The sequence below is a fragment of the Paraburkholderia sp. SIMBA_053 genome, assembly GCF_046534895.1.
GTDB classification, from domain to species: domain Bacteria; phylum Pseudomonadota; class Gammaproteobacteria; order Burkholderiales; family Burkholderiaceae; genus Paraburkholderia; species Paraburkholderia caledonica.
The window spans coordinates 44,860-69,051 of record NZ_JAWRXU010000002.1; the positions used below are offsets into that span (position 1 = coordinate 44,860).

Consider the following 24,192-nt stretch of genomic DNA (forward strand, 5'->3'; position numbering starts at 1 on the left):
AGCAGGCGTGCAGACCATTTTAGGCAACGGTTTTCGGGCGTTTGTGACTTTGTGTCGTGAGGAAAAGACGGCTCGCCGGAAACGGCCGAAGGCCGCCGTCAGCGGATGAGCGGATAGCCGGATCCCGGTAAACGGAACGCGGCCCCGAACCATGAGCTTCGGGGCCGCGAGTTGTGATCGACTGCTTGGGTCGCCGTGTCTTGCCGACGTACGACGACCGCCGCGACTGACGCGGACGTTTAACGCAGCGCTTCGATGAGCTTTTCCAGCTTCACTGCGTCGGCCGCAAATGCGCGGATGCCTTCGGCGAGCTTTTCGGTTGCCATGGCTTCGTCGTTGACGAGGAAGCGGAACGACGCTTCATCGACCGGCACGCGTTCAATGTCGGCGTCTTTCGCGCTGTCCGGCGAGAGCTTGCGCTCGACCTTCTCGGTGCTTTCGTGCAGCTTTTGCAGCAGATCCGGGCTGATGGTCAGCAAATCACAGCCTGCCAGTTCCAGAATCTGGCCCGTGGTTCGGAAGCTCGCGCCCATGACCTCGGTCTTGTAGCCGAATTTCTTGTAGTACGCGTAAATGCGGCGCACGGACTGCACGCCCGGGTCGTTCGCGCCGCCGTCCTTCGCTTCGTCCCACGCACTGCCGGCATTTTTCTTGTACCAGTCGTAAATGCGGCCGACGAACGGCGAGATCAGCTTCGCTCCGGCGTCAGCACAGGCGGCGGCCTGGGCGAGCGAGAACAGCAGCGTCATGTTGCAGTTGATGCCTTCTTTCTGCAGCACTTCGGCCGCGCGCACGCCTTCCCAGGTGGAAGCCAGTTTGACCAGCACGCGTTCGCGGTCGATGCCGTGGTCCTTGTAGAGCGCAACGATTTCGCGGCCCTTGGCGATCGAACCTTGCACGTCGAACGACAGGCGCGCATCCACTTCGGTCGACACGCGCCCGGGGATGATTTTCAGGATTTCAGTACCGAAAGCGATCAGCAACTGGTCGATGATCGCGCCCATCGGCTTCGACGCATGATCTTTCACCGTTTTTTCGAGCAGCGGCCGGTAGTCGTCTTTCTGGACGGCCTTCAGAATCAGCGACGGATTGGTGGTCGCGTCCTGCGGCTTGTACTGCGCGAGTTGCTGGAAGTCACCGGTATCGGCCACGACCGTGGTGTATTGCTTGAGTTGCTCGAGTGCGGTTGTCATATTCGTGCCTTCAGAGGGCGCATGCGCCGTGGTTCAGGAGAACGAGGTCGCCGCCGGAATGAAAGACCGGGCCCGGCGGCCGCGAGTCACGCTGCAGCATTTGCCCGATGTTGCCGGGAAACGCTGCCGGATGCTTCTATTTTATGGCGGATCGTCGGATGTAGTGTTGACAGTTGCCAGCGGCGATCCGTTCACAGCTATTTCGCTGCCATTCCACCGCGATCGCGGGCGAGCTAAGGTGCCGCTATGCGCCGCATGCAGGAACACCCGCAACGCGCGGGCCATCGCACGTACTCATGCGCGCCGCGCATTCAGGACGACCTGGGTGAGCACGCCCGCCACCAGCCCCCAGAAGGCCGACCCGATAGACAACAACGTCAGCCCCGACGCCGTCACCATGAAGGTCACGAGTGCCGCTTCGCGCTGCCTCACGTCCTGCATTGCGTTGGTGAGTCCGCTCATGATCGAGCCGAACAGCGCCAGCGCCGCGACCGACACGACGAGTTCGCGCGGAAACGCCGCGAACAGTGCCGCGATGGTCGCGCCGAAAACGCCGGCGATCAGATAGAAGATACCGCACCACACCGCCGCCATGTAACGCTTGCCGTGTTTTTCGTGCGCTTCGGGGCCGGTACAGATCGCCGCCGTGATCGCGGCAAGGTTGACGCCGTGCGAGCCGAACGGCGCGAGCAGCAGCGACGCGATTCCCGTCGCGGAAATCAGCGGCGCCGACGGCGTCGTATAGCCGTCCGCGCGCAGCACCGCGATGCCGGGCACGTTCTGTGACGCCATGGCGACGACAAAAAGCGGAATCCCGATGCTGACGCTCGCGGCGAGCGAAAACGCCGGCATCGTAAAGACGGGATGCGCGAGCGCCACCTGAAAGTGACTGAAGTCGAGCAGGCCGAGGGCGCCCGCAGCAATCGTGCCGGCAATCAGCGTCATTGGAATCGCGTAACGCGGCGCGATGCGTTTAATCACCAGGTAGGTCAGAAACATCGTCAGAACGAGCGCCGTCTGGAACTGCGCGGCGCGAAAAATCTCGATGCCGATCTCGAACAGGATGCCCGCCAGCAGTGCGGCCGCAATGCCAGCGGGAATTTTCTTCATGAGCGTGTCGAACCAGCCCGTCAGTCCGACAATGGTCAGCAGCAGCGCGCAGACGATAAACGCACCGATCGCCTGCCCGTAAGGCACATGCGGCAGCGACGACACCAGAAGCGCCGCGCCGGGCGTCGACCACGCAATCACAATCGGGGCGCGGAACCGCAACGACAGTCCGATCGTGCAGAGGGCCATGCCGATCGACAACGCCCAGATCCATGACGAAATCTGCGCATTCGTCAGATGTGCGGCCTGACCCGCCTGGAACATGAGCACGAGCGAACTGGTGTAGCCCGTCATCATCGCGACGAAGCCCGCGACGATCGCAGACAGCGAGGTGTCGGCCAATGGGTTGAAGCGCCCGGGCGGAATGCCGGCAGGCGCGAGATCAGGCGATGACGAGCGACTCATGCAAAAACTTTCTTGTCGTTGGAGGGTGGAGCGGTCGGTTCTATTTGCTCAGCATCCGCATGGCGGACTCGAGCCCGGCGAGCGTGAGCGGATACATGCGCTGGCCGAGCACTTCGCGGATCGCGCTGACGGACTGGCGGTACGCCCACAGGCCTTCAGGTTCCGGATTGAGCCACGCGTAATGCGGGAAGTGGTCGGCGAGGCGTCGCAGCCACACGGCGCCGGCTTCGGCGTTGTTGTATTCGACGGAGCCGCCCGGCTGCAGCACTTCGTAGGGGCTCATGGTTGCGTCGCCGACGAAGATCAGCTTGTAATCGGGCGTGAATTTGTGCAGCACGTCCCACGTCGGCATGCGCTCGGTGTGGCGGCGACGATTGTTCTTCCACAGGAAGTCGTACACGCAGTTGTGGAAATAGTAGAACTCGAGGTGCTTGAATTCGGCCTTCGCGGCGGAGAACAGTTCTTCGGTGCGCTTGATGTGATCGTCCATGGAGCCGCCGACATCGAGCAGCATCAGCACTTTCACCTTGTTGTGCCGCTCGGGCACCATCTTGAGATCGAGCCAGCCGGCGTTCGCGGCCGTGCTGCGGATCGTGTCGGGCAGGTCGAGTTCTTCGGCCGCGCCTTCGCGCGCGAAGCGGCGCAAGCGGCGTAACGCGACCTTGATGTTGCGCGTGCCGATTTCGACCTGGTCGTCGTAGTCGCGATAGGCGCGCGCTTCCCAGACTTTCACGGCAGTGCGATTGCCCGCCGCGTCGCCGCCGATGCGCACGCCTTCCGGGTTGTAGCCGCCATTGCCGAACGGCGACGTGCCGCCCGTGCCGATCCACTTGCTGCCGCCTTCGTGGCGCTCTTTCTGTTCGTCGAACAGCTGCTTCAGGCGTTCCATCAGTTTGTCGATGCCGCCCATCGCCTCGATTTGCGCCTTTTCTTCCGGCGACAGATCGCGTTGCAGCTTTTTCTTCAGCCAGTCGAGCGGGACGTCGAAGGCAAGTTCGGAGGCCTGCGCGACGCCGTTGAAATACGCGCCGAACGCCTGGTCGAACTTGTCGAAATACTGTTCGTCCTTAACGAGCGTCATGCGCGCGAGGTAATAAAACTCGTCGAGCGACGGCGCGATCACGTTGGCTTTGAGCGCCTCGAGCAGCGTGAGGTATTCCTTCACCGACACGGGCAGTTTCGCGGCGCGCAGCGAGTAGAAGAAGTCGATCAGCATGCTGGGTTCTCCGCGGCGCGGGCACTCACTAGAAATTCAACGATTATTGCGGTTCATGAAAATGAGCCGCTCGAACAGGCTTACGTCCTGTTCGTTCTTCAGAAGCGCGCCGTGCAGCGGCGGGATGATCTGCTTCTGATCCGACGAGCGCAGCGCTTCGGGTGGAATGTCTTCGGCGAGCAGCAGCTTGAGCCAGTCGAGCAGTTCGGACGTGGACGGCTTTTTCTTCAGCCCGGCCACGTTGCGCAGCTCGAAAAAGCTCTGCATGGCCGCGGCCAGCAGCTCCTTCTTGATGCCGGGATAATGCACCTCCACGATCTGCTGCATCGTGGCCGGGTCGGGAAACTTGATGTAATGGAAAAAGCAGCGGCGCAGAAACGCGTCGGGCAGCTCCTTCTCATTGTTCGACGTGATGATGACGAGCGGACGCTGTTTCGCGCGGATCAACTCGTGCGTCTCATACACGTAGAACTCCATGCGGTCGAGCTCGCGCAACAGGTCGTTCGGAAACTCGATGTCGGCCTTGTCGATCTCGTCGATCAGCAGCACCGTCTGTTCGTCCGACTCGAACGCCTGCCACAGCACGCCCTTGACGATGTAGTTGCGGATGTCCTTCACCCGCTCGTCGCCGAGTTGCGAATCGCGCAGGCGCGACACCGCGTCGTATTCGTAGAGACCCTGCTGGGCCTTGGTGGTGGACTTGATATGCCACTGCAGCAGCGGCATGCCGAGCGCGGCGGCGACTTCTTCGGCCAGCATGGTCTTGCCGGTGCCGGGCTCGCCCTTGATCAGCAGCGGGCGCTTGAGCGTCATCGCGGCGTTGACCGCGAGCTTGAGGTCGTCGGTGGCGACGTACTGCGATGAGCCTTCGAAACGCATGGCAAGATGCTCTTTGGGCGGAAAAAACCCAGTATAAGTCAGAAGCCCTGTTGGCCTGAAACGGGCTCGCGTATGGTTTCAGCCGCGGCGCGGCCCGGCCGCAATGCAGGCCCGCCGGCCGGCGCGCCCCGCGCGGTGGACGTTCGGCGCGGCGTCGCGGTACAATTAGCCCGATTTTTTTGGCCTGCGTGGCTCCCTATAAGAATAACGGCGCGGGCCGTTGCCTTTTTGGGCGCCCGTTTCCCCTCAAGCCAGGTTACATGCTATGAATAAATTCGTCGGCAAACACGTCGTGATCGCAGCGCTGTCGGTGCTCGCGGGCTATGCGGCCAGTGCGCAGGCAGCGGATGTCGTCGGCAACGCGAAAGCGGGCCAAGGCAAGGTCGCGATGTGTATTGGCTGCCACGGCATCCCTGAATATCGCACGGCTTATCCTGAGGTCTACCGCGTGCCCATGCTCGGCGGCCAGAATCAGGCGTACCTCGAAAACGCCCTGCGCGGCTACAAGAAGGGCGATCGCCACTTCGAAACGATGCACGCGATCACCGCGTCGCTATCGGATCAGGACATCGCCGACATCGCTGCTTACTACGCGGCGCAAAATTCCTCATCGAAGAGCAATCCCGACAAGTGACCGGCTGCGGTTATCCAACCAGTCACACGGCTATTAAATTCGCGGGATAGGAGAATTCATGAATAAGCCCCAACAGGCACTCCACACGGTGTTCAAGGCTGCATGCGCGTCGGCGGCAGTAATCGGTCTGGTTGCAACGAGCGTCGCCCATGCGGCCGACGCCGGCAACGGCAAGGTGCTGTCCGAGAGCCACAACTGCGCGGCATGTCACGGCCCGAACCTGAACAAGCCCGTAAGCCCGGAATATCCGAAGCTCGCGGGTCAGCATTCCGATTACGTCTACTGGGCGCTGCGTCAGTATCAGATGGGTAACGGCAACCCGCACATGGGTCGCAATAACGCGATCATGCAGGCGCAGGTGCAGAGCCTGTCGCAATCTGACATGAAAGACATCGCGGCTTACATCGAATCGCTGAACGGCGATCTCGTGCAGAAGAAGTAAGCACGCCGCGCCACCTCGGCGCTGCCTGGCAACTTCAACGACACCCCGCTTCGACGGGGTGTCGTGCTTTTTGACGCCGGAGTTTGCGTGCGTGGTTGAGTTCGCGGCCCGCGCGCTCTTTTGCGCGTTCCCTTCGATGCTCCTATTCGCGTCGCGATCCGCGCACGCTTGCCGCTAGTCGCGCGTCGCGCGCCGTTCGATGCGCTGCAGATACGCGTCCGTATCGGGCGGCAAGCCTGTCCGCTGCGCTTCCCAAATGGTTTCGCCGAGGCATTCCATGATCGCGTGCTGCGCGTCGTGCGTCGACCCGAGACGGGCAGCAAGACGCTCGTGCGCGGCGCGGATACCTGGCGGTTGGTCGATCGACAGTTGTTCCGTGATGGCCAGGTGCATCGACAGATGCAGGAACGGATTGGTCTGTCCGCGCTCGGGCGAGTAGTCCTGAGCCTGGGCCGCCTCGGTATCGGTCAGTTCCGCGTGATACTCGGGATGCTCAGTGATCCAGTCGGCGGCAATCGCTTCGAGCGGCGTCAGAATCTCGCCCTGACGCTGCTTGCGCCAGGTCTCGGTGAAAAATTGACGGACTTCGTCGCGGCTTGGATTGAACATCGTGGGACCGGTTTATCGAGTGGAAAGTGAGAGGACGCAACGGTTGCGTGCGGTGAGGCGTTGCTGTGAGAACGCGCCATGCGGAGCCGCTCACGCTGGCCGGTGCCGCCGCGTATAACTCAGGCCGGCGCCGCTCTATATATAACGCGGCATTTTACGCGCCGGTGCTGCGGCTTGCTGGGGACGCGCCCGCTCAAAGATCGGGCGGCGGCGTCTTTGGCCGGAATTCGCAAAGCGGCTCGATCGCGCAGTGCCAGCACTCCGGCCGACGCGCCTTGCACACATAACGGCCATGCAGGATCAGCCAATGATGCGCGTCCTTCTTGAACTCGGCGGGCGTGAATTTTTCGAGCGCTGTTTCGACCACGCGCACGTCTTTGCCGGGAGCCAGCCCGGTTCGATTCGCAACCCGAAAGATGTGTGTGTCGACGGCGATAGTCGGATGGCCGAACGCCGTGTTCAGAATCACGTTAGCCGTCTTGCGCCCGACGCCCGGCAGACTTTCCAGCGCCTCGCGGTCCTCCGGCACTTCGCCGCCGTATTGATCGAGCAAGATGCGGCAAGTCGCGATCACGTTCTTGGCCTTGTTCCTGTACAACCCGATCGTCTTGATGTAGTCGGCGACGCCTTCTTCTCCGAGGGCCAACACTTTTTGCGGCGTGTTGGCCACAGGGAACATCTTGCGCATGGCCTTGTTGACCGAGACGTCAGTCGCCTGCGCCGAAAGCAGCACGGCAATCAGCAGTTCGAACGGTGTGGTGTACTCCAGTTCGGTCGTAGGATGCGGATTGATGCTCTGAAGCGTTTCGTAGATGGCGCGGCGTTTGTTCGCGTTCATGCTGAGCGGGCGGATGCTGTTAGCGCGGATTGCGCGTGCCGACCGGCGTCGACGGCGGCGGGTTGCCGGCGGCATCGTCGGCGGGCTTATCGGTACGTTGATCGGTACGTTGGTCGGTGCCTGTGCCGGTAAGTCCAAGACGGCGGCGGCGCGCTTCGGCCGCGTCGATCTGCGCCTGCACGTCGGCGCTCACCTGCTCGGTGTTCAACGGGACCTGGCCTTTGGCGGCCAGCTCTTCCTTCTTCTTGCGCGCGCGTTCGAGCGCGGCCTGGATAATCGCGCGTTTCTTCGCTTCGGCGTCCGCATTCTCAGCAGTGCTTGCAGGCGATGCCGATGGCGTCGGCACGTTGCCTGCCGGCGCAGTGGCAGCCGCAGTAGTAGCGCCGCTAGCGGCTGCGCTGCTTCGCCGCGCCGCAACACGTGCTTCGGCGGCTTCGCGCTCGCGTGCGAGACGCGCTTCACGCCGGTTATGTCGCTCGCGCGCGGCGTCGGCGAGCGGCTGGCTCCATGCGTCCCAGCCGGTCGCCTCGCCGGTGACAGGCGGCATCGAAATGCAATCGACCGGGCAGGGCGGCACGCACAGGTCGCAGCCCGTGCACAACTCGGCGACTACCGTGTGCATGTGTTTCGGTGCCCCAACTATTGCGTCGACCGGGCACGCTTGCATGCACAAAGTGCAACCGATGCACACCTGTTCGTCGATAACCGCCAGAGGGCGCGGGCGTTCGACGCCATTGGCGGAATTGAGCGGAATCACCGGTTTGCCGAGCAAGGCGGCGAGGCGTGCGACGCCTTCTTCACCACCCGGCGGGCACTGGTTGTAATTGGCTTCTCCGCATGCGACGGCCTCGGCATACGGACGGCACGCCGGATAACCGCACTTGGTGCATTGCGTCTGGGGAAGCAGATCTTCAATGCGATCTGCGAGTGTTTTGATCTGTGTCACGGTCACGATGTGGGGCCAAGCGGGGCTCGGCGGGGCGGCCGCACAGCTTGAACTAAATAGCACATTATCGCCGATTTCCCCAATTGCCATCGGCAATCCATGTGCCATAATCGAAGCGCCTTTTTCGAAAGACCGCAGAAGGGTTTCCCCCAACCAGCCCGTTCAGTGCCGTCTATGCAAGGCCCGAGGAGAGGCCGGCGGCACGATCTGGAAAACGCGGCTCACGAAGACCATGCCACCATGAATCAGCCGAAAATCAAAAGAGATCCTGAAGGCACCCGGCGCCGCATTCTGCTTGCGGCTGCCGAAGAGTTTGCAAATGGTGGGCTATTCGGCGCGCGCGTCGATCAGATCGCCCGCCGAGCGGAGACGAATGAACGCATGCTCTACTACTACTTCGGTAGCAAGGAGCAGCTCTTCACTGCAGTACTCGAGCACGCGTTCAGCGCGCTCAACGAAGCGGAACGCACGCTCGAACTTAACGGCATTGCGCCGGTCGAGGCAGTTACGCGTCTCGCGCATTTTGTTTGGGATTACTACCGCGACCATCCTGAACTGCTGCGCCTCGTCAATAACGAAAATTTGCACGAGGCGCGTTATATGCAGAAGTCCACGCGCATCCGCGAAATGATTTCGCCGATCGTCGCCACGCTTGGCAGCATTCTCGAGCGTGGTCAACGCGCAGGGCTCTTTCGCACGAACGTGGATCCGCTGCGCTTCTACGTCACGCTGTCGGGCATGGGCTATTACATCGTGTCCAATCGCTTCACGCTCGAAGCCACGCTTGGTCGCGATTTCAGCAGTGCGAGCGAACGCAGTGAGGTGATTCAGATGAACACCGAACTATTGCTCGCTTATCTGTTGCGAAAGTAGGACGGCCTCGGTGTTGGTCTGCAAAGTTGAGAAGTGCTAAGACGCTTCTCAACCTTGCTTGCTTTTCAACGGGCCGTTTGAGACGGGCCAAAAAAAACGGCCTCCTAATCAGGAGGCCGTTCTTATCTGTTTCGCGAGGACTTCGTGTGACTTCATGATTGGCCGAAAAAGCCTGCATGACGCTTGCGCGAAGTCCGCATGACACGCGTCACACTTCGGCTTTTTCCTTCACGACCTTCGGCGCCTTGTTGTGCTCGAGGATGAAGTCGCGCAACTGCGGATAAATGATCGTGCGCCAGCGGCGGCCCGAAAAGATACCGTAGTGCCCGCACTTTTCCGCCGTGAAGTGACGCTTGTTGTTCTCCGGAATGCCGGTGCACAACCCGTGAGCGGCATAGGTCTGACCGTCGCCGGAAATGTCGTCCAGTTCGCCTTCAATCGTGAAGAGCGCAGTTTTCGTGATGTCCTGCGGACGCACGCGTTCGCCGGCCACGTCCCAGGTGCCTTCGGCCAGACAGAACTCCTGAAACACCACGCGGATCGTGTCCAGGTAGTAATCGGCGTCCATGTCGAGCACGGCGTTGTACTCGTCGTAGAAGCGGCGATGCGCTTCCGCGTCGTCTTCGTCGCCACGCAGGAGGCTCTGGTAGAAGTCCCAATGCGAAGCCGCATGACGTTCCGGGTTCATCGCGACAAAGCCCGTGTGTTGCAGGAAGCCCGGGTACACCTTGCGGCCCACGCCCGGATAGTTCGGCGGCACCGTGAAGATCACGTTGTTTTCGAACCACTCGTAGGAGTGTTGCGTGGCGAGCGAGTTGACCGAGGTCGGGCTCTTACGCGCGTCGATAGGCCCGCCCATCATGGTCATGGTGCGCGGCGTGTCTTCGCCGCGGCTCGCCAGCAACGAAATGGCGGCGAGCACCGGCACGGTCGGCTGGCACACCGAGATCACATGCAGATTCTTCGCGCCGATGTGGCGGATGAATTCCTGAATGTAGGCGACGTAATCGTCGAGATGAAACTCGCCGTCTTCGAGCGGCACCATGCGCGCGTCGATCCAGTCGGTCAGATAGACCTTGTGGTCCTGCAACAACGTGCGCACTGTGTCACGCAGCAGCGTGGCATGGTGGCCCGATAACGGCGCGCAGACCAGCACGACCGGCTCGTCCTTGAGCTGGGTCACGGCGTCGCTGTCGTCCGCGAAACGCTTGAAGCGCATCAGACGGCAGAACGGCTTTTCGATGATCGTTTGCTCGATGATCGGAATGTTGTGACCGTCTTTGACGATCTGATGCAGATTGAACTCCGGCTTCTCGTAATCTTTACCAAGCCGGTAGAGCAGTTCGTAGCCGGCGGAAAGGCGCGTGGCACCGGGCACGTAGGCCAGCGGGCTGGCAGGATTCGCGAACGATTTGGACGCGGCCTGAGCCCAGGCGGTAAGCGGGCTCAGCATAGCCCGCTGGAATTCGTGCAATTGGTAGAGCATGGGTGCTCCGTTTTAAGCGGTTCGCATGGGGCTTCGCAAACACGCGTGTGGCGTTGCGGCAGGCCATTCTTGGTTGTTGGCACACTATTTTTGGGCCGACAGACGGTTCGATGATATAGAAACAAGTGGTGTTGTGCAATGCAGCAATCGGGTGGCGTTAATCCGTGAAAGTGTCATTGAATCATGCTACTGGCGATGTTGCTGTGCCGCTATCCGGGCTTGCAGCAGCCTCAAGTTCCGCCTGGTGCATGCCGTTATGAGACGGCTGACCCGTGGCCCGCGCCATCGCCTGTTCGTGTTTCATCAGGTTCAGGCCGGTATTGACGAGCGACACATGCGAAAACGCCTGCGGGAAGTTGCCAACCAGGCGTTTCGCCGCCGGATCGTATTCCTCCGCGAGCAGCCCGACGTCGTTGCATAGTCTGAGCAGCCGTTCGTACATGGCGATCGCTTCGTCAAGCCGGCCTTGGAGCGCCAGGTTGTCCACCATCCAGAACGAGCAAGCCAGAAACGTGCCTTCCCCCGGCGGAAGGCCGTCGTCGAATTCGGTCGTGCGGTAGCGCATCACGAAACCGTCGTGCATCAGGTCGCGTTCGATCGCCTCCACCGTACCTTTTATTCGTGGATCGTTCGGCGGCAGGAAGCTCACGAGCGGCATGAGCAGCACGCTCGCGTCCAGCTGGTCGCTGCCGTACGCCTGGACGAACGCGTTGCGCGACGGATTCCACGCCTTTTCGCAGACTTCCGCGTGAATCTGCGCGCGGGTGGCGCGCCATTCGTCGAGCGGGCCTTCGAGCTTGAACATTTCCGCCGATGCAAGCGCGCGGTCGAACGCAACCCACGCCATGACCTTCGAGAAAGTGAAATGCTGGCGCCCGCCGCGCGTCTCCCAGATGCCCTCGTCGGGTTGCTGCCAGATCGTCGTCAGGTGGCGGAGCAGCGCGCATTGCACGTTCCACGCGGTGTCGTCTGCCTGCAAGCCGCCGACGCGCGCCAGATGCAGCGCGTTCATCACCTCGCCGTACACGTCCAGCTGAAGCTGCCCCACCGCGTTATTGCCGATCCGCACGGGCTTCGCGCCCTGATAGCCGGGCAGCCAGTCGATCTCGAACTCGGGCAGGCGCCGCTCGCCGGCGAGCCCATACATGATCTGCAACTGGTCGGGCGCGCCGGCCGTAACGCGGCCGAGCCAGCTGCGCCATGCACGCGCCTCGTCGTAATAGCCGCCGCGCATCAGCGCGAGCAGCGTGATGGTCGCATCGCGCAGCCAGCAGTAGCGGTAGTCCCAGTTGCGCGTGCCACCCAGCTGTTCGGGCAGCGACGTGGTGGGCGCGGCGACGATTCCGCCGGTCGGCTCGTAGGCGAGCGCCCGCAGCGTGATCAGCGAGCGGCGGATCGGCTCGGCCCATCTCCCCTGGATGCTGCCGCGCGCCGACCATTCGAGCCAATGGTTCTCGGTGCGTGCGAGCGCCGTGTGCGGATCGCGTGCCGGCGGCAGCCGCAAGTGCGAAGCCGCGTAGGCGAGCGAGAAGGGCACGCGCTCGCCTTCCTTGACGGTAAATTCGGCCACCGTTTTCATGTTCTCGCCGACGAGTTCAACGGGCGTGCGCAGCACCGCGTTATCCGGGCCGACGATCGCGCGGATGCCGCTCTCGTTCTTCAGGCGTTGGACCCACGGAATCGAGAAGCCGTAGTCGAAGCGCAGCACGAGTTCCATCTTCATGCGCACGGTGCCGCGTTTGCCGACGACGATACGCACCATCTCCGACCAGCCGTTGCCCGGCGGCATGAAATCCACGAGCGTCACCGCGCCTTCGGGCGTTTCGAAGTCGGTTTCGAGTATCAGCGTTTCGCCCCGATACCGGCGGGTGATTTTCACGGGCGCGTCGGTATCGGGACAAATCAGCCATCGGCCGTTGTCCGGCGTGCCGAGCAGCGCGGCGAAACATGCTCCGGAGTCGAAACGCGGCCAGCAAAGCCAGTCGACGGAACCTTCGCGGGAAATGAGCGCGGCGGTGTGGCCGTCGCCGATGAGCGCATAGTCTTCGATGGGTGCGGGCATGAGGTTGCGTATCAGTGCGTTTGAGTAGCAGGTGCGGCGCAACGGGCCCCACCTGTTCGTTGTTCTTTCCGGACTCGCTGGCGGTTTTTCGGCTTGGTCGGCAATGCGGCAAAACGCGAGTTGGTAAATTTCGAGCCTATGCCTACAATCAGTAATCTGGCCGGCGCGGAATTCTTCACTGTTTTGCGAACCGGCTTGCCCATCGCGCATGCACACGCCGTTTCGAGGACGAAAGCCATGCTGAATCCGTCAAAATCCGACTGCATCACGATTCTCTCCGCCGCGAGCCAGCTTGCGGACGATTCAATGTTGCCTCTCGATCACAGCCGCCTTGGTCTGAGCCGCAACGGCATGCAGACCGCCGCGAGCTTTCTGATCGAACGAGCCTGCTTCCGGCGTTATCAGGAAGGTGACGGCCATTATGCCGTCGGCGCGCTGTCGCTGCAGGGGCGTTGGCGTCTGGAACAGCTTTCGAACGGCTGACGCCGGCGTTTTCCGCGAGCGGCATTGACACCGCGCGTTGTCTTGCCGGGGCGCCTGACGTCTATTCCTGCCAGCCTGCGGCAGTGACCGCACGGTCTTGTCGGGCCGTGCGCACTTGCGCTTGCGTGCTCCCACGCGTTCGTGCAGTTCGTGCACGTTGAGCACTGTCGCCGGGCGGCAGTGTCGGCGAAGTTCGCACACCCGCCGCCCATCCACTTCGCATCGAAATATGCCGGGCCGTCTTGCGCCCGGCTGCCGCGCTCAGAAGTGCGAAGACCCCACGCCAAAAATCCCAATGATCCCGATGATGATCAGATAGAGCGCGACGATATAGTTCAACAGCCGCGGCATCACGAGAATCAGTATGCCGGCGATCAACGAAACCAGCGGGCCCAGGCTGAGTGTGACGTTCATGAATACTCCGTAGTGTGGTGATACGCGATTAAAAAAGATCCCGTTCAGGCGGGACAATTGCTACCCATGCAGCGGCCGGCGTTGCAGCATCCGAGTTCTAAAACAGTCCGCTACCCGACTGACTAGCTGCCGACAGGTTCTCGCGGCCCTGATCGCTGCATCATCCGTTGCAACACTTTTATACTTGCTCGACGTAAGCAACGCTCGACCGTCGCGCGGCAGACCAGAGACGCCATTACAACCAGTTCATGCAAATAAACGATGTAGAGGAGGTTATATGCTTCGTCGTCACCGGGCCGCAGTGCGCGCCGCCTCAGGTGTTACTCAGCCTTCTTCGTATGCCGATGCGGGCTCCCCTTCACGGCGCGCGCGCACATGGGCTCCCATGCACTCCGCCGGCTCGATCATAAAAGGTTTCGCGCTCATGGTCTCGATTGTCGCTTCGCCCGCGTTCGCCCAGGACGCCGGCCCCGCTCCCGCCGACGGCGTCTATGACATGCTGGTCGGCACCTATACCGGCGGCAAGAGCGAGGGCTTGTATGTCTATCGCTTCGACACGAAGACCGGCGACGCGACGCGCGTCTCGGTCGCGCAGACGGTCAACCCGTCGTATCTGGTGGTGAGCCGCGACCGCCGGTTCGTCTATGCCGTCAACGAATTGCCTGGCGACAACGGACCGGCCAGCCAGCGCGGCGGCATCAGCGCATTTCGCTTCGACGCCGCGAGCGGCCAGTTGAGCTTCCTCAACAAGGTTTCCGCCGACGGCAACGATCCGTGCTACCTGAGTCTCTCACCGGATGGCAAATATCTGTTGACCGCGAACTATTCGGTTGCGGCCGACCCGGGCGGCAGCTTCGCGGTGTTTCCGGTGCAGGCGGACGGCCAGCTCGGCGCGTCGGTGTTGACCGTGCATCATGAAGGCGGCGGCCCGGTGAAAGGACGCCAGGACAACTCGCACGTGCACTCCACTGTCTTTTCGCCGGACGGACGTTATCTGTTCGCGCAGGATCTCGGCGCCGACAAGCTCTATTCGTACCGCTACACGCCCGACGGCAGTCGCGGCCTGTTCGGTCCGACCGACTGGCGCTATACGCAGGAAAAGCCGGGCACGGGCCCCCGGCATCTGGTGTTCGGCGCCGACGGCAAGCATGCGTACCTGACGAGCGAGCTCGCCGCCACCGTCAGCATCTTCAATTACGACGACGGCAAGCTCACGCAGGTCCAGACAGTCTCGCTAACGGAGCCCGGCTTCAAGGGCGCGGTCGGGGCGGCGGCGATCCATCTGTCGCCGGACGGACACTTCCTGTACGCGACCAATCGCGGCGACGCGAACGAGATCGTGATCTTCTCCGTCGATCCGACGAACGGACATCTGAAAAAGATCGGTCATCAATCGAGCCTTGGAAAGTCGCCGCGCGAATTCGCGATCGACCCCACGGGCAAATGGCTGATCGTCGGCAATCAGAACAGCGACACGGTCTACGTATTCAGGCGCGACCTGCAGAGCGGCTTGCTCGAAGCGAACCCGAAGCGTATCGAGATCGGCTCGCCGGTTGACTTCAAGCTCGTGTCGCCGTCGTGAGGGACGGGCCCGCATCTGTGCGCAGGTGAGGGCACCACTGAATCATGCGTGCGAGCATGCACGCCGTACGCTGCATGCTGCATGAAAAACGGGCCGCTTCGAGCGGCCCGTTGTTTTGTAGCAAGCCCGGCTCGCCTCGTAACGCGGATTCGATGCGTCGTCGAATCTGACCGTCAGTCAGACAGGCTTATTCCGCCGGCCCCGGCGCGAGCACTTCGCGGCTTCCGTTGATACCCATGGCCGACACCAGCCCAGCGGTTTCCATCTGTTCGACGAGACGCGCCGCACGGTTATAGCCGATGCGCAATTGCCGCTGCACCGACGAAATCGACGCGCGCCGCGTGCGGACGACAAACGCAACGGCTTCGTCGTACAGCGGATCGGCTTCGGCATCCGGCGAGTCGCCGAACAGGTCCTGCGCCGCGCCGCCGTCGGTCGCGGGGCCGTCGAGAATGCCTTCCTCGTATTGCGGCTCGCCGAACTGCTTCAGATACTCGACGATCGCGTGCACTTCCTCGTCCGCGACGAACGCGCCGTGCACGCGCTGTGGATAGCCCGTGCCTGGCGGCAGGAACAGCATGTCGCCCTGGCCGAGCAGCGACTCCGCGCCCATCTGGTCGAGAATCGTGCGCGAGTCGATCTTTGACGATACCTGGAACGCGACGCGCGTCGGAATGTTCGCCTTGATGAGCCCGGTGATCACGTCCACCGAAGGGCGCTGCGTCGCGAGAATCAAGTGGATGCCGGCGGCGCGCGCTTTTTGCGCAAGCCGCGCGATCAGTTCCTCGATTTTCTTGCCGGCCACCATCATCAGGTCGGCAAGTTCGTCGATCACCACGACGATCAGCGGCAGAGGCGCGAGCGGCTCGGGCGCCTCTGGCGTCAGTGAAAACGGATTGCCCAGCTTCTTGCCCTTCGCTTCTGTGTCGCGAATTTTCTGATTGAAGCCTGCGAGGTTGCGCACGCCGACCGCGGACATCAGACGGTAGCGCTTTTCCATTTCGCCGACGCACCAGTTCAGCGCGTTGGCCGCGAGCTTCATGTCGGTGACGACCGGCGCGAGCAGATGCGGAATGCCCTCGTAGACCGACAGCTCCAGCATTTTCGGGTCGATCATGATGAGGCGCACTTCCTCGGGCGTCGCCTTGTAGAGGAGCGAGCAGATCATCGCGTTGATTGCGACCGACTTGCCCGAGCCGGTCGTGCCCGCAACCAGCATGTGCGGCGCCTTTGCCAGATCGGCGACGACCGGATGGCCAGTGATGTCCTTGCCCATCGCCAGTGTCAATTGCGAATGCGAGTTCTGATAGACGCTCGCTTCGAGAATCTCGGACAGGCGGATCGTCTGGCGCTTCGCGTTTGGCAATTCGAGGCCCATGCACGTCTTGCCGGGAATCGTTTCGACGACGCGGATCGACGTGAGTCCGAGACCGCGTGACAGGTCCTTCATCAACCCGACGATCTGACTGCCGCGCACCCCGAGCGCCGGTTCGACCTCGAAACGCGTGATGACGGGACCTGCCGATGCACCGACCACCGTCACCGGCACCTTGAATTCCTGCAGGCGCTGTTCGATCAGAAGACCGGTCTCGATGAGCTTCTCCTCGGAAACGGGCTCGACGTCGGTATCGGCGGGCGCAAGCAGATCGAGCGTGGGCAATTCGACCATCGACGCGGCCGGCGCGTGAAACTCGAAGCCGTTAGTCGGGCTGTGGCCGCGCAGCGGCGTGCGCTGCACGGGCGGTTCGGCCGCGGGCACCGGTTCGTGCCCGGCGTTCGATGCCGCCGGCGGTGGAGAGGGCGGCGCGGAATGGGTGGCGTACACGTCCAGAGCGGGAGCGTGGATCGACGGTGCGGTCGGGGGTGCGCTGAGGCTTTCCTCGTTATTCGGTTGCGCATGCGGTTGCGGTACCGCCTGGTCGCGCGTTGCCGTGTGCGCTTGGGTTACCAAGCTGGGGAAACGAACCACGTTAGACGGCGCCGGCGTCGCAGCGCCTGGCTCCGGCGCCACGGCTGTATCAGCCACAGGTGCGGCGTTCGGTTCGACCAGTGTGGTCGCTTGATCCGCGAGGGTAGGGGCCGTGTGCAGGTCGGCAGTGGCTGAGGATGCCAAGCCTGCGGTGGTTTCGCTCGTATCTGTGTTTGTGCCTGTGATTGCCGCGTGCTGGACCTGTGGAGCGTGGACCGGAGCGTTGTCTGGCGCAATGTCCGGAGCGACCGACACCGGCCTGATCACGAGCGGCGTAGCGGGGTGTTCGACGCGCTCGTCGCGGTGCTGACCTGCAAGCGTGGCCGGGCTGTCCGGACCGTCATCCGGCTGTTGCGCCGACGAAGGCAGATCTTCTTCCCAAGGCGGCGTCTGCGACGGCGCGTCGGGCTCCTGCAGTCGGGTTGCAAAGATGCCGAACGGCGTGCGATTGAGCGGTGGTGCGGCAACCGGCAGTGTTGGCACGACCGTCGATGCCATCCCCGCTGCGGGCACGATCGCCGGCGTTGGCGGCGTTGGCGGCGTTGGCGGCGTTGACGGCGTTGCAAGTTCAGTCGGCAAGCTTATCGGCGCTTGAATGACCGGCGGCTCAATCGGCCACTGCACGACTGGCACCGTACTGCTCGTAGCCGGCGCCTCGGGCTCCGTCCGCAGCGTGTGAGCGTGCGCGACAACCGGCGTTTCATGCGGCGTTTCAAGTGCAGTTTGTTCCACTGACATTGAAGGTTGCATGCCAACGGGCCGCTCGAACGGCGTTTCATCGGCGTGGATCGCATCGACTTGCGGCGCATTGCTCGCCGCCGGACTTGCGACATCGTCAGACTCTGCCTGATCCGCGAATGAAGGCGGCTCGACGTTGCCGTAGTGCGCAATTTCCCCGCTCGCAGTGGCGCCCGAACCCGACGGCGGCATGTTCGGCTCCGCGATCTTCGCAACGTCCGCGCCGGTGCTTCGCGCGAGGCTGACGCCGGCGATATCCGTCCAGCGGGCGGCGTTCTCGGCAATGCTGCGCAGCGTCTCCTGGACGCTGGCTGGCGGCGTGACCTTCTGTGTTGCAGGCAAGGGTCGCGTGTAGCTCGGCGCAGCCGACAACGGACGACGCGTGCCCGAAACCGAAGCGACATCCTGGGTGCGCGGGGTCGATGGCGGCACTTGCGCCGGCGATGCCGCGCGATTGAGCGGCGTCGAAGCAGGGTTGAGCGCGGCGCGGCCATCGACGGATCCGCTCGGCGGCGTCGTACCGGCAGGCCCGCGCGGACCCGCGCTTGTGCTCGCTGCAAAGCGCGCGGCATGCGCATCAGCGCCTTGCATGCCGGCGGCCACTCCCGCCGCACCCATGCCGGTTCCCAACAATCCGCTGCCTCGCGGGTCACGAGTTGGGCGGCCTGTGCCGAGCGAGCCGTTATCGCCGGCCGCGTTTTGCGCTGCCGTGCTCGCAGTAGACGCACGCGGCTGCGACGTGGTCTCGCGCAGCCAACCAGCCGGCGCGACCGGTTCGGTCGGCGCCCAAGTCGCCTTGCCGGCAGACGACCCATGCATCGGCGTCTGTGACGTTGCGTGCCGCGCCGGATTCGCGCTGCCGGTGACCAGAACCGGCTCTGCTTGCGAGCTTCGGCTGCGCGGCGCAACTCGCCCGGCTCGCCAGCTTTCGCTAGTCGCGCGCGTTGGCGCGTCCCTGCCAGCGGCAGACCCGGCAGCGCCGACGCCTGCAGCCCCGGCGCCACCCGCAGCGCGTGCCTTGACAGGCGGTCGCCAAACGGTGGGCCGTGAATAACGCCCTTTGGTCTTGGGCGCCATCGTGTTCATGGAACTGGAAATATGTGGCGACGCGCCGTCGTCGATGCGATGGCGGCGCGCCTCATCGTCACGCCTTGCAAGACCGCGCGAGGCGAGGCCGAGGCCGAACGCGCCGTCGGCCCACGCGAGAAACTCGCGCCAGTGGAAACCGATCAGCCAGGGCAGGCTGACCAGCAGCAGCGCCAGCGCTGCCAGCGGCGTGCCGATATGTCCGAGCAGATGGCCGAAGCCCGCCGCGAGCGCATGGCCGATCGCGTTTGTGCCGGCCGCGCCGATCAGCGACGCCTCCAGCGTGCAACTCGCCACCATCACGCAGACGAAGCCGAGCCAGAGCCGGATCGTGCCGGGGCCGCGCAAACCCGCGCCGCCCGGCAGCATCGACTTGACGAGCCGCCATATGAGAGGAATGAACCAGACGGCCGACCCGCCGAACCAGCCGAAAACTACCGTGTGCATACTCGACATCAACAAATGACGGATTGAGGGAAACGCAATCCGTCGAGTTTAAACCGGCGAAGCCCGAGGGCTCCGAAGGCGGACACAAGTATGCCTGCGTCCTCATGCAAACCGGGCGGCGCGCCGAATAATGCGCACGCCGCCCGCGCTACTGCTACTTGACGCTACGCTCGAACACCAGCGTATCGCCGTTATCGAGTACCAACTGCATTTGCTGCGGCTCACGCATCTGCACGCCGGTCCGTTCGATGTGCGTCAGCGCGCTCAGGTAGGTGCTCTCGATTTGTCCGCCCGGCGTCGCGCAAGCCATGCGTGTACCGCCCAGCGTGCCGAAACTGAGCTTGCCGTCTTTTAGCGAGTACGAGCCCATATAGCGATTGCAGCCGGAAAAGCCGCTCGCGTGGCGCTGGCCCTTCGCGGTCGAAAGCGTGAGTGTGATCGGTGCGCCGAGATTCGCGAACGGAATGGTGCGGGCCGTGCCGTCCGGCTGCTTCCATCCGGTGAGAACCCAGCTCGTGTCGTCGAGTAATTGAGTGGCGGCGGGGTTGAACGGGTCGGGCGCGGGGGCTTCTGAATCCGGATGCTTCGGAATCGCGCAGGCGCCGAGCAGCGCCGCGACGCTCAACGCGGCGAGGACCGTGCGCGCAAATGGAGCAATGCCCGCAAGACGTCGCGTGGAGAAGCTTGGATGCATGGCGTCGTTCCTCTTGAAACTGGCAAAGGCGTAAGGGTAACGCACTCGGTGCGTCGAGCGCTCACGCAGATTGCGGCAGCGCCCTTTATTGCGCCGCAATTGAGGTCAGCGCGCGGCAGCTCTTCGAGCGCACCGCGCAGATCGGAGCGGTCGCCGCGAGCAAGGCGCGGCGAGGGGCCCGCATGTTAACATCGTGCTCTACCCAATCCCACCCTCATCCGACTTTTATCTGGAGACCCCATGCAGATCGGCCAACGGATCGGCACGCCGCTTTCTGAATCCGCCACGCGCGTCATGCTGCTCGGCGCCGGCGAACTCGGCAAGGAGGTGATCATCTCGCTGCAGCGGCTGGGCGTCGAGGTCATTGCCGTCGACCGTTATCCGAACGCGCCGGGCCATCAGGTCGCGCACCGCACGCACGTGATCGACATGACCGACGGCGCCGCGCTGCGCGCGCTCGTCGAGCAGGAACGCCCGCATCTGATCGTCCCCGAGATCGAGGCGATCGCCACCGACGCCCTTGCCGCTATCGAAAGCGACGGTCTTGCCGAGGTGATTCCGACCGCGCGCGCCACGCAGCTCACAATGAACCGCGAAGGCATCCGCCGTCTTGCCGCCGAAGAACTCGGCTTGCCCACCTCGCCGTATGCGTTCGCCGATTCGCTCGATGAACTGCGGGCGGGCATCGCCAAGGTCGGTTATCCGTGCGTGGTGAAGCCGGTCATGTCGTCGTCGGGCAAGGGGCAATCGGTGCTGAAAAGCGACGCCGACGTCGAGCCCGCCTGGCAGTATGCAATGGCCGGCGGGCGAGTGAATCATGGCCGCGTGATCGTCGAAGGCTTTATCGACTTCGACTACGAGATCACGCAGTTGACCGTGCGCGCCGTCGATCCGTCGACTGGTGAAGTCGCCACGTACTTCTGCGATCCGATCGGTCATGTGCAGGTGGCGGGCGACTATGTCGAATCGTGGCAGCCGCAGCCCATGAGCCCGCTCGCACTCGAACGTTCGCGTGAAGTCGCGCACAAGGTGACGGCCGCGCTCGGCGGCCGCGGCCTCTTCGGCGTGGAACTTTTCGTCCGCGGCGATGACGTATGGTTCTCGGAAGTGAGCCCGCGTCCGCACGACACGGGTCTCGTTACGCTGTGCTCGCAACGCTTTTCGGAATTCGAATTGCACGCGCGCGCAATTCTGGGTTTGCCGGTCGATACGTCGTTGCGCGCGCCTGGTGCGTCGGCGGTGATTTACGGCGGGCTCGATGAAGCGGGCATCGCCTTCGAAGGCGTTGCTGCGGCGCTCGCCGTGCCGAATGCGGACCTGCGCCTTTTCGGCAAGCCGGAGAGCTTCGTCAAGCGCCGCATGGGCGTGGCGCTGGCAACCGGCGGCAACATCGACGAAGCACGCTCGCGCGCGAAAGAGGCCGCGGCGGCGGTGCGTCCGGTGTCGGGAAAGCCTGCGCAATGACGCGCTCGCGAGCGTGCCGGCCAGCCCGGCGCGATCGCAGCCTGATTGTCCGAGCCCACGAATGAATGGTCTCACCGAAGTCGAGGTACGAATGTCGCAGGAATCCGGCAGCACAGTGGCGCGCACCTCAACCCGGCACGGCAACGCCGTTCGTCTCGGCGCTCTTGGCGTGTTGTTCGCGCTTTGCGCGGCGTTGACGGGCTGCGGGCTCGCCGCTGCACCGTGCCGCATTGCGTCCGCCGGTCTGAAGATCGTGCCGGTGGTCGGGCACGTGGCCGCCGCGCCGACCGACGCCTGCGCCGACGTCATCGACCCTTGATCAGCAACGAGCGGGGCATTCAATGAAGAAAAGGCTGGTTGCAGTGAGCCTCGCGGCAATGTGTGGCTATGCGTTCGCCGCGCCCTTGCATCTCGACGACGTTCAGGCGAAAAATCGTCAAACGCGTAAATACACCTGCGCGACCGGCAGGATCCTGCACGTCACCTACTGGAATACGGCCAACGGCCAGAGCTTCGCGCTCGTGCCCGTGAAGGGCAAGCAACTGCTGTTCGTCAACACGATCGCCGCGTCCGGCGTGAAATATCAGGCCGGCAGCTTTACATGGTGGACCAAGGGTCCGCGCGCCGATCTCTACGACGCCATGGCCGGCGAAGACGCGCCGCCAGTTCTGTCCGACTGCATCACCCTCAATCGCTGAAGGCCGGCCGAAGCCGTGCCGGAATGCCGGCTCGATATCATCGAGCGGCCGGCCGAAGCCGTCGGCCTTTTGTTCCCTCGCGCTGCAGTGTCTCCGTGCGCGCATCATTTCTTCCCGAGTAGTAAGCTGTCCGGCGTGGCATTGCGCGTGTCGTCGTGACTGTTGTCGCCGTTGCTGTCTCTGCGGTCGTCCTGAGTCTCCGATCGTCCGTTTCCGCTCACCCACGGCCAGGCCTTGCGCCCGCGTCCGTACCATCAAGCGAGACCCTCCATGAAAGCATCCGACCTGTTCGTCAAATCGCTGGAAGCCGAAGGTGTCGAGTATGTGTTCGGCATCCCCGGCGAAGAAAATCTCGATCTGCTCGAATCGCTGCGCCGCTCGAAAATCCGCTTGATCCTTACGCGTCATGAACAGGCAGCGGGCTTCATGGCCGCGACCTACGGACGTCTGACGGGCCGCACCGGCGTGTGTCTTGCAACGCTCGGCCCGGGCGCGACCAACTTCGTGACGGCGGCGGCCTACGCGCAGCTGGGCGGTATGCCAATGCTGATGGTCACGGGCCAGAAGCCGATCAAGTCGAGCAAGCAGGGCCATTTTCAGATTGTCGATGTCGTGCGGATGATGGAGCCGCTCACCAAGTACACGCGCCAGATCGTGTCCATCGCCAATATTCCGGCCGCGGTGCGCGAGGCCGTGAGGCAGGCCGAGGAAGAGCGCCCGGGCGCCACGCACCTCGAGTTGCCCGAAGACGTCGCGCACGAAGAGGGCGACGGCAAGCCGATTCCGAAGAGCTACAGCCGGCGTCCGGTCGCCGAGGAAAAAGCGGTCGCGCGAGCCGTTGAAGCCATCATGAAAGCGAAGCATCCGTTGCTGATGATTGGCGCAGGAGGCAACCGCAAGACCACGACGAAGATGCTGCGCGAATTCGTCGACCAGACCGGCATTCCGTTCTTCACCACGCAGATGGGCAAGGGCGTAATCGACGAATCGCATCCTATGTGGCTCGGCAACGCCACGTTGTCCGACGGCGACTTCGTGCACCGCGCGATCGATCACGCCGACTGCATCATCAATGTCGGGCACGACGTGATCGAGAAGCCGCCGTTCTTCATGCGCAGCGGCGAGGCCGGCGAGAAAACGGTGATTCACGTCAACTTCCTCGGCGCGGAAGTCGATACCGTGTATTTCCCGCAGATCGAAGTGGTCGGCGACATCGCCAATGCGGTGTGGCAGCTAAAGGAGAGCCTGAAGGAGCGCCAGGAACACTGGGATTTCACGCGCTTCAAGGAGATCAAGGAGCACTTCGAGGCGCATCTGGTGAAAGGCCAGCACGACGACCGCTTTCCGATGTACCCGGTGCGGCTCGTCAACGACGTGTACGAGACCACGCCCGTTGACGGCATCGTGTGTCTGGACAACGGCATGTACAAGATCTGGTTCGCGCGCTACTACCGTGCGCACGAACCCAATTCGCTGCTGCTCGACAACGCGCTTGCCTCGATGGGCGCCGGCTTGCCGTCCGCAATCGCCACCAAGATCGTGCACCCGGACCGAAAAGTCATGGCCGTGTGCGGCGACGGCGGCTTCATGATGAATTCGCAGGAGCTGGAAACGGCGGTGCGGCTGAAGCTCGATCTCGTGATCCTGATTTTGCGCGACGACGCGTTCGGCATGATCCGCTGGAAGCAGGAGAACATGAACTTCCCCGATTACGGCATGACGCTCGCGAATCCGGACTTCGTCGCGTACGCGCAGAGCTATGGAGCGAAGGGGCACCGGGTCGAAGCGGCGGCGGAATTCGCACCGCTGCTGCGCGAATGTTTTGCCACGCCGGGCGTGCATGTGATCGACGTGCCCATCGACTATTCGGATAACGAGCGCGTGCTGAACCGCGAGATCAAGCGGCTTTCCGCACAACTGTGAG

The 24,192-nt window shown here is 63.1% G+C and carries 21 protein-coding genes; 9 read left to right on the forward strand and 12 right to left on the reverse strand.

The annotated features are described in order from the left end of the window. Positions 1-239: 239 nt before the first annotated feature. The 4 genes from tal to SB753_RS06830 all read right to left on the reverse strand — a co-directional run bounded on the left by tal (position 240) and on the right by SB753_RS06830 (position 4,803). Positions 240-1,193: a transaldolase gene (gene tal / locus SB753_RS06815; protein WP_410799684.1), complete on the reverse strand. Its 954-nt coding sequence runs from the start codon at positions 1,191-1,193 to the stop codon at positions 240-242. A 294-nt stretch (positions 1,194-1,487) separates the two neighbouring features. Continuing rightward, positions 1,488-2,708, reverse strand: a complete 1,221-nt coding sequence (locus SB753_RS06820; RefSeq protein ID WP_408471872.1) for a benzoate/H(+) symporter BenE family transporter — start codon at positions 2,706-2,708, stop codon at positions 1,488-1,490. Between the two features lie 40 nt (positions 2,709-2,748). Further along, positions 2,749-3,924 (reverse strand): vWA domain-containing protein, encoded by a 1,176-nt coding sequence (locus tag SB753_RS06825; protein ID WP_288823648.1) that lies wholly within the window; start codon positions 3,922-3,924, stop codon positions 2,749-2,751. Positions 3,925-3,960: 36 nt separating this feature from the next. Further along, complete coding sequence (locus tag SB753_RS06830; protein ID WP_020065319.1) at positions 3,961-4,803, reverse strand: AAA family ATPase; 843 nt, start codon at positions 4,801-4,803, stop codon at positions 3,961-3,963. 265 nt (positions 4,804-5,068) lie between these two features. Between SB753_RS06830 and SB753_RS06835 the strand changes: the two genes are divergently transcribed. Further along, positions 5,069-5,437: a c-type cytochrome gene (locus SB753_RS06835; protein WP_013338619.1), complete on the forward strand. Its 369-nt coding sequence runs from the start codon at positions 5,069-5,071 to the stop codon at positions 5,435-5,437. 58 nt (positions 5,438-5,495) lie between these two features. Then, a complete protein-coding gene (locus tag SB753_RS06840) occupies positions 5,496-5,879 on the forward strand; it encodes a c-type cytochrome (RefSeq protein ID WP_020065320.1) in 384 nt (127 codons plus the stop codon). Positions 5,880-6,053: 174 nt separating this feature from the next. Here SB753_RS06840 and SB753_RS06845 read toward each other — a convergent pair whose 3' ends face one another. From SB753_RS06845 to rsxB, 3 genes are all read right to left on the reverse strand, one after another. Next, positions 6,054-6,488, reverse strand: a complete 435-nt coding sequence (locus SB753_RS06845; RefSeq protein WP_020065321.1) for a DUF1841 family protein — start codon at positions 6,486-6,488, stop codon at positions 6,054-6,056. Between the two features lie 193 nt (positions 6,489-6,681). Further along, a complete protein-coding gene (gene nth / locus SB753_RS06850) occupies positions 6,682-7,326 on the reverse strand; it encodes an endonuclease III (RefSeq protein WP_410799685.1) in 645 nt (214 codons plus the stop codon). Between the two features lie 19 nt (positions 7,327-7,345). Continuing rightward, a complete protein-coding gene (gene rsxB / locus SB753_RS06855; RefSeq protein ID WP_410799687.1) occupies positions 7,346-8,278 on the reverse strand; it encodes an electron transport complex subunit RsxB in 933 nt (310 codons plus the stop codon). Positions 8,279-8,512: 234 nt separating this feature from the next. On the opposite strand from rsxB, the gene SB753_RS06860 reads away from it, so the two are divergent. After that, complete coding sequence (locus SB753_RS06860; RefSeq protein WP_020065324.1) at positions 8,513-9,145, forward strand: TetR/AcrR family transcriptional regulator; 633 nt, start codon at positions 8,513-8,515, stop codon at positions 9,143-9,145. 208 nt (positions 9,146-9,353) lie between these two features. Here SB753_RS06860 and SB753_RS06865 read toward each other — a convergent pair whose 3' ends face one another. Together SB753_RS06865 and SB753_RS06870 are read right to left on the reverse strand one after the other, a co-directional pair. Beyond that, a complete protein-coding gene (locus tag SB753_RS06865; RefSeq protein ID WP_020065325.1) occupies positions 9,354-10,631 on the reverse strand; it encodes a polyhydroxyalkanoate depolymerase in 1,278 nt (425 codons plus the stop codon). 181 nt (positions 10,632-10,812) lie between these two features. Continuing rightward, positions 10,813-12,693 (reverse strand): glycoside hydrolase family 15 protein, encoded by a 1,881-nt coding sequence (locus SB753_RS06870; RefSeq protein ID WP_410799689.1) that lies wholly within the window; start codon positions 12,691-12,693, stop codon positions 10,813-10,815. Between the two features lie 237 nt (positions 12,694-12,930). On the opposite strand from SB753_RS06870, the gene SB753_RS06875 reads away from it, so the two are divergent. Next, complete coding sequence (locus tag SB753_RS06875; protein ID WP_006048362.1) at positions 12,931-13,176, forward strand: hypothetical protein; 246 nt, start codon at positions 12,931-12,933, stop codon at positions 13,174-13,176. A 261-nt stretch (positions 13,177-13,437) separates the two neighbouring features. Here SB753_RS06875 and SB753_RS06880 read toward each other — a convergent pair whose 3' ends face one another. Next, positions 13,438-13,590 carry a DUF3096 domain-containing protein gene (locus SB753_RS06880; protein WP_007175701.1) on the reverse strand — a complete coding sequence of 51 codons (153 nt, stop codon included), beginning with the start codon at positions 13,588-13,590 and terminating at the stop codon, positions 13,438-13,440. A 277-nt stretch (positions 13,591-13,867) separates the two neighbouring features. Between SB753_RS06880 and SB753_RS06885 the strand changes: the two genes are divergently transcribed. Further along, entirely contained in the window at positions 13,868-15,172 is a 1,305-nt protein-coding gene (locus tag SB753_RS06885; RefSeq protein WP_310354655.1) for a lactonase family protein, read from the forward strand. 187 nt (positions 15,173-15,359) lie between these two features. On the opposite strand, the gene SB753_RS06890 is transcribed toward SB753_RS06885, so the two are convergent. Together SB753_RS06890 and SB753_RS06895 are read right to left on the reverse strand one after the other, a co-directional pair. Then, on the reverse strand, positions 15,360-19,412 hold the full coding sequence (locus SB753_RS06890; protein ID WP_410799691.1) for a DNA translocase FtsK: 4,053 nt from the start codon (positions 19,410-19,412) through the stop codon (positions 15,360-15,362). A gap of 154 nt (positions 19,413-19,566) precedes the next feature. Beyond that, complete coding sequence (locus SB753_RS06895; protein ID WP_408170903.1) at positions 19,567-20,106, reverse strand: META domain-containing protein; 540 nt, start codon at positions 20,104-20,106, stop codon at positions 19,567-19,569. A 240-nt stretch (positions 20,107-20,346) separates the two neighbouring features. Here SB753_RS06895 and purT point away from each other — a divergent pair, with 240 nt between their 5' ends. The 4 genes from purT (at position 20,347) to SB753_RS06915 (ending at position 24,191) form a co-directional block, all read left to right on the forward strand. Next, entirely contained in the window at positions 20,347-21,570 is a 1,224-nt protein-coding gene (purT, locus tag SB753_RS06900) for a formate-dependent phosphoribosylglycinamide formyltransferase (protein ID WP_392392429.1), read from the forward strand. Between the two features lie 91 nt (positions 21,571-21,661). Continuing rightward, positions 21,662-21,889: a DUF6726 family protein gene (locus tag SB753_RS06905; RefSeq protein WP_204521197.1), complete on the forward strand. Its 228-nt coding sequence runs from the start codon at positions 21,662-21,664 to the stop codon at positions 21,887-21,889. A 22-nt stretch (positions 21,890-21,911) separates the two neighbouring features. Then, positions 21,912-22,268, forward strand: coding sequence for an MliC family protein (locus SB753_RS06910; RefSeq protein WP_020065333.1), 357 nt, complete (start codon positions 21,912-21,914; stop codon positions 22,266-22,268). Positions 22,269-22,538: 270 nt separating this feature from the next. After that, on the forward strand, positions 22,539-24,191 hold the full coding sequence (locus tag SB753_RS06915) for an acetolactate synthase large subunit (protein ID WP_020065334.1): 1,653 nt from the start codon (positions 22,539-22,541) through the stop codon (positions 24,189-24,191). The last annotated feature ends 1 nt before the right edge of the window (position 24,192 follow it).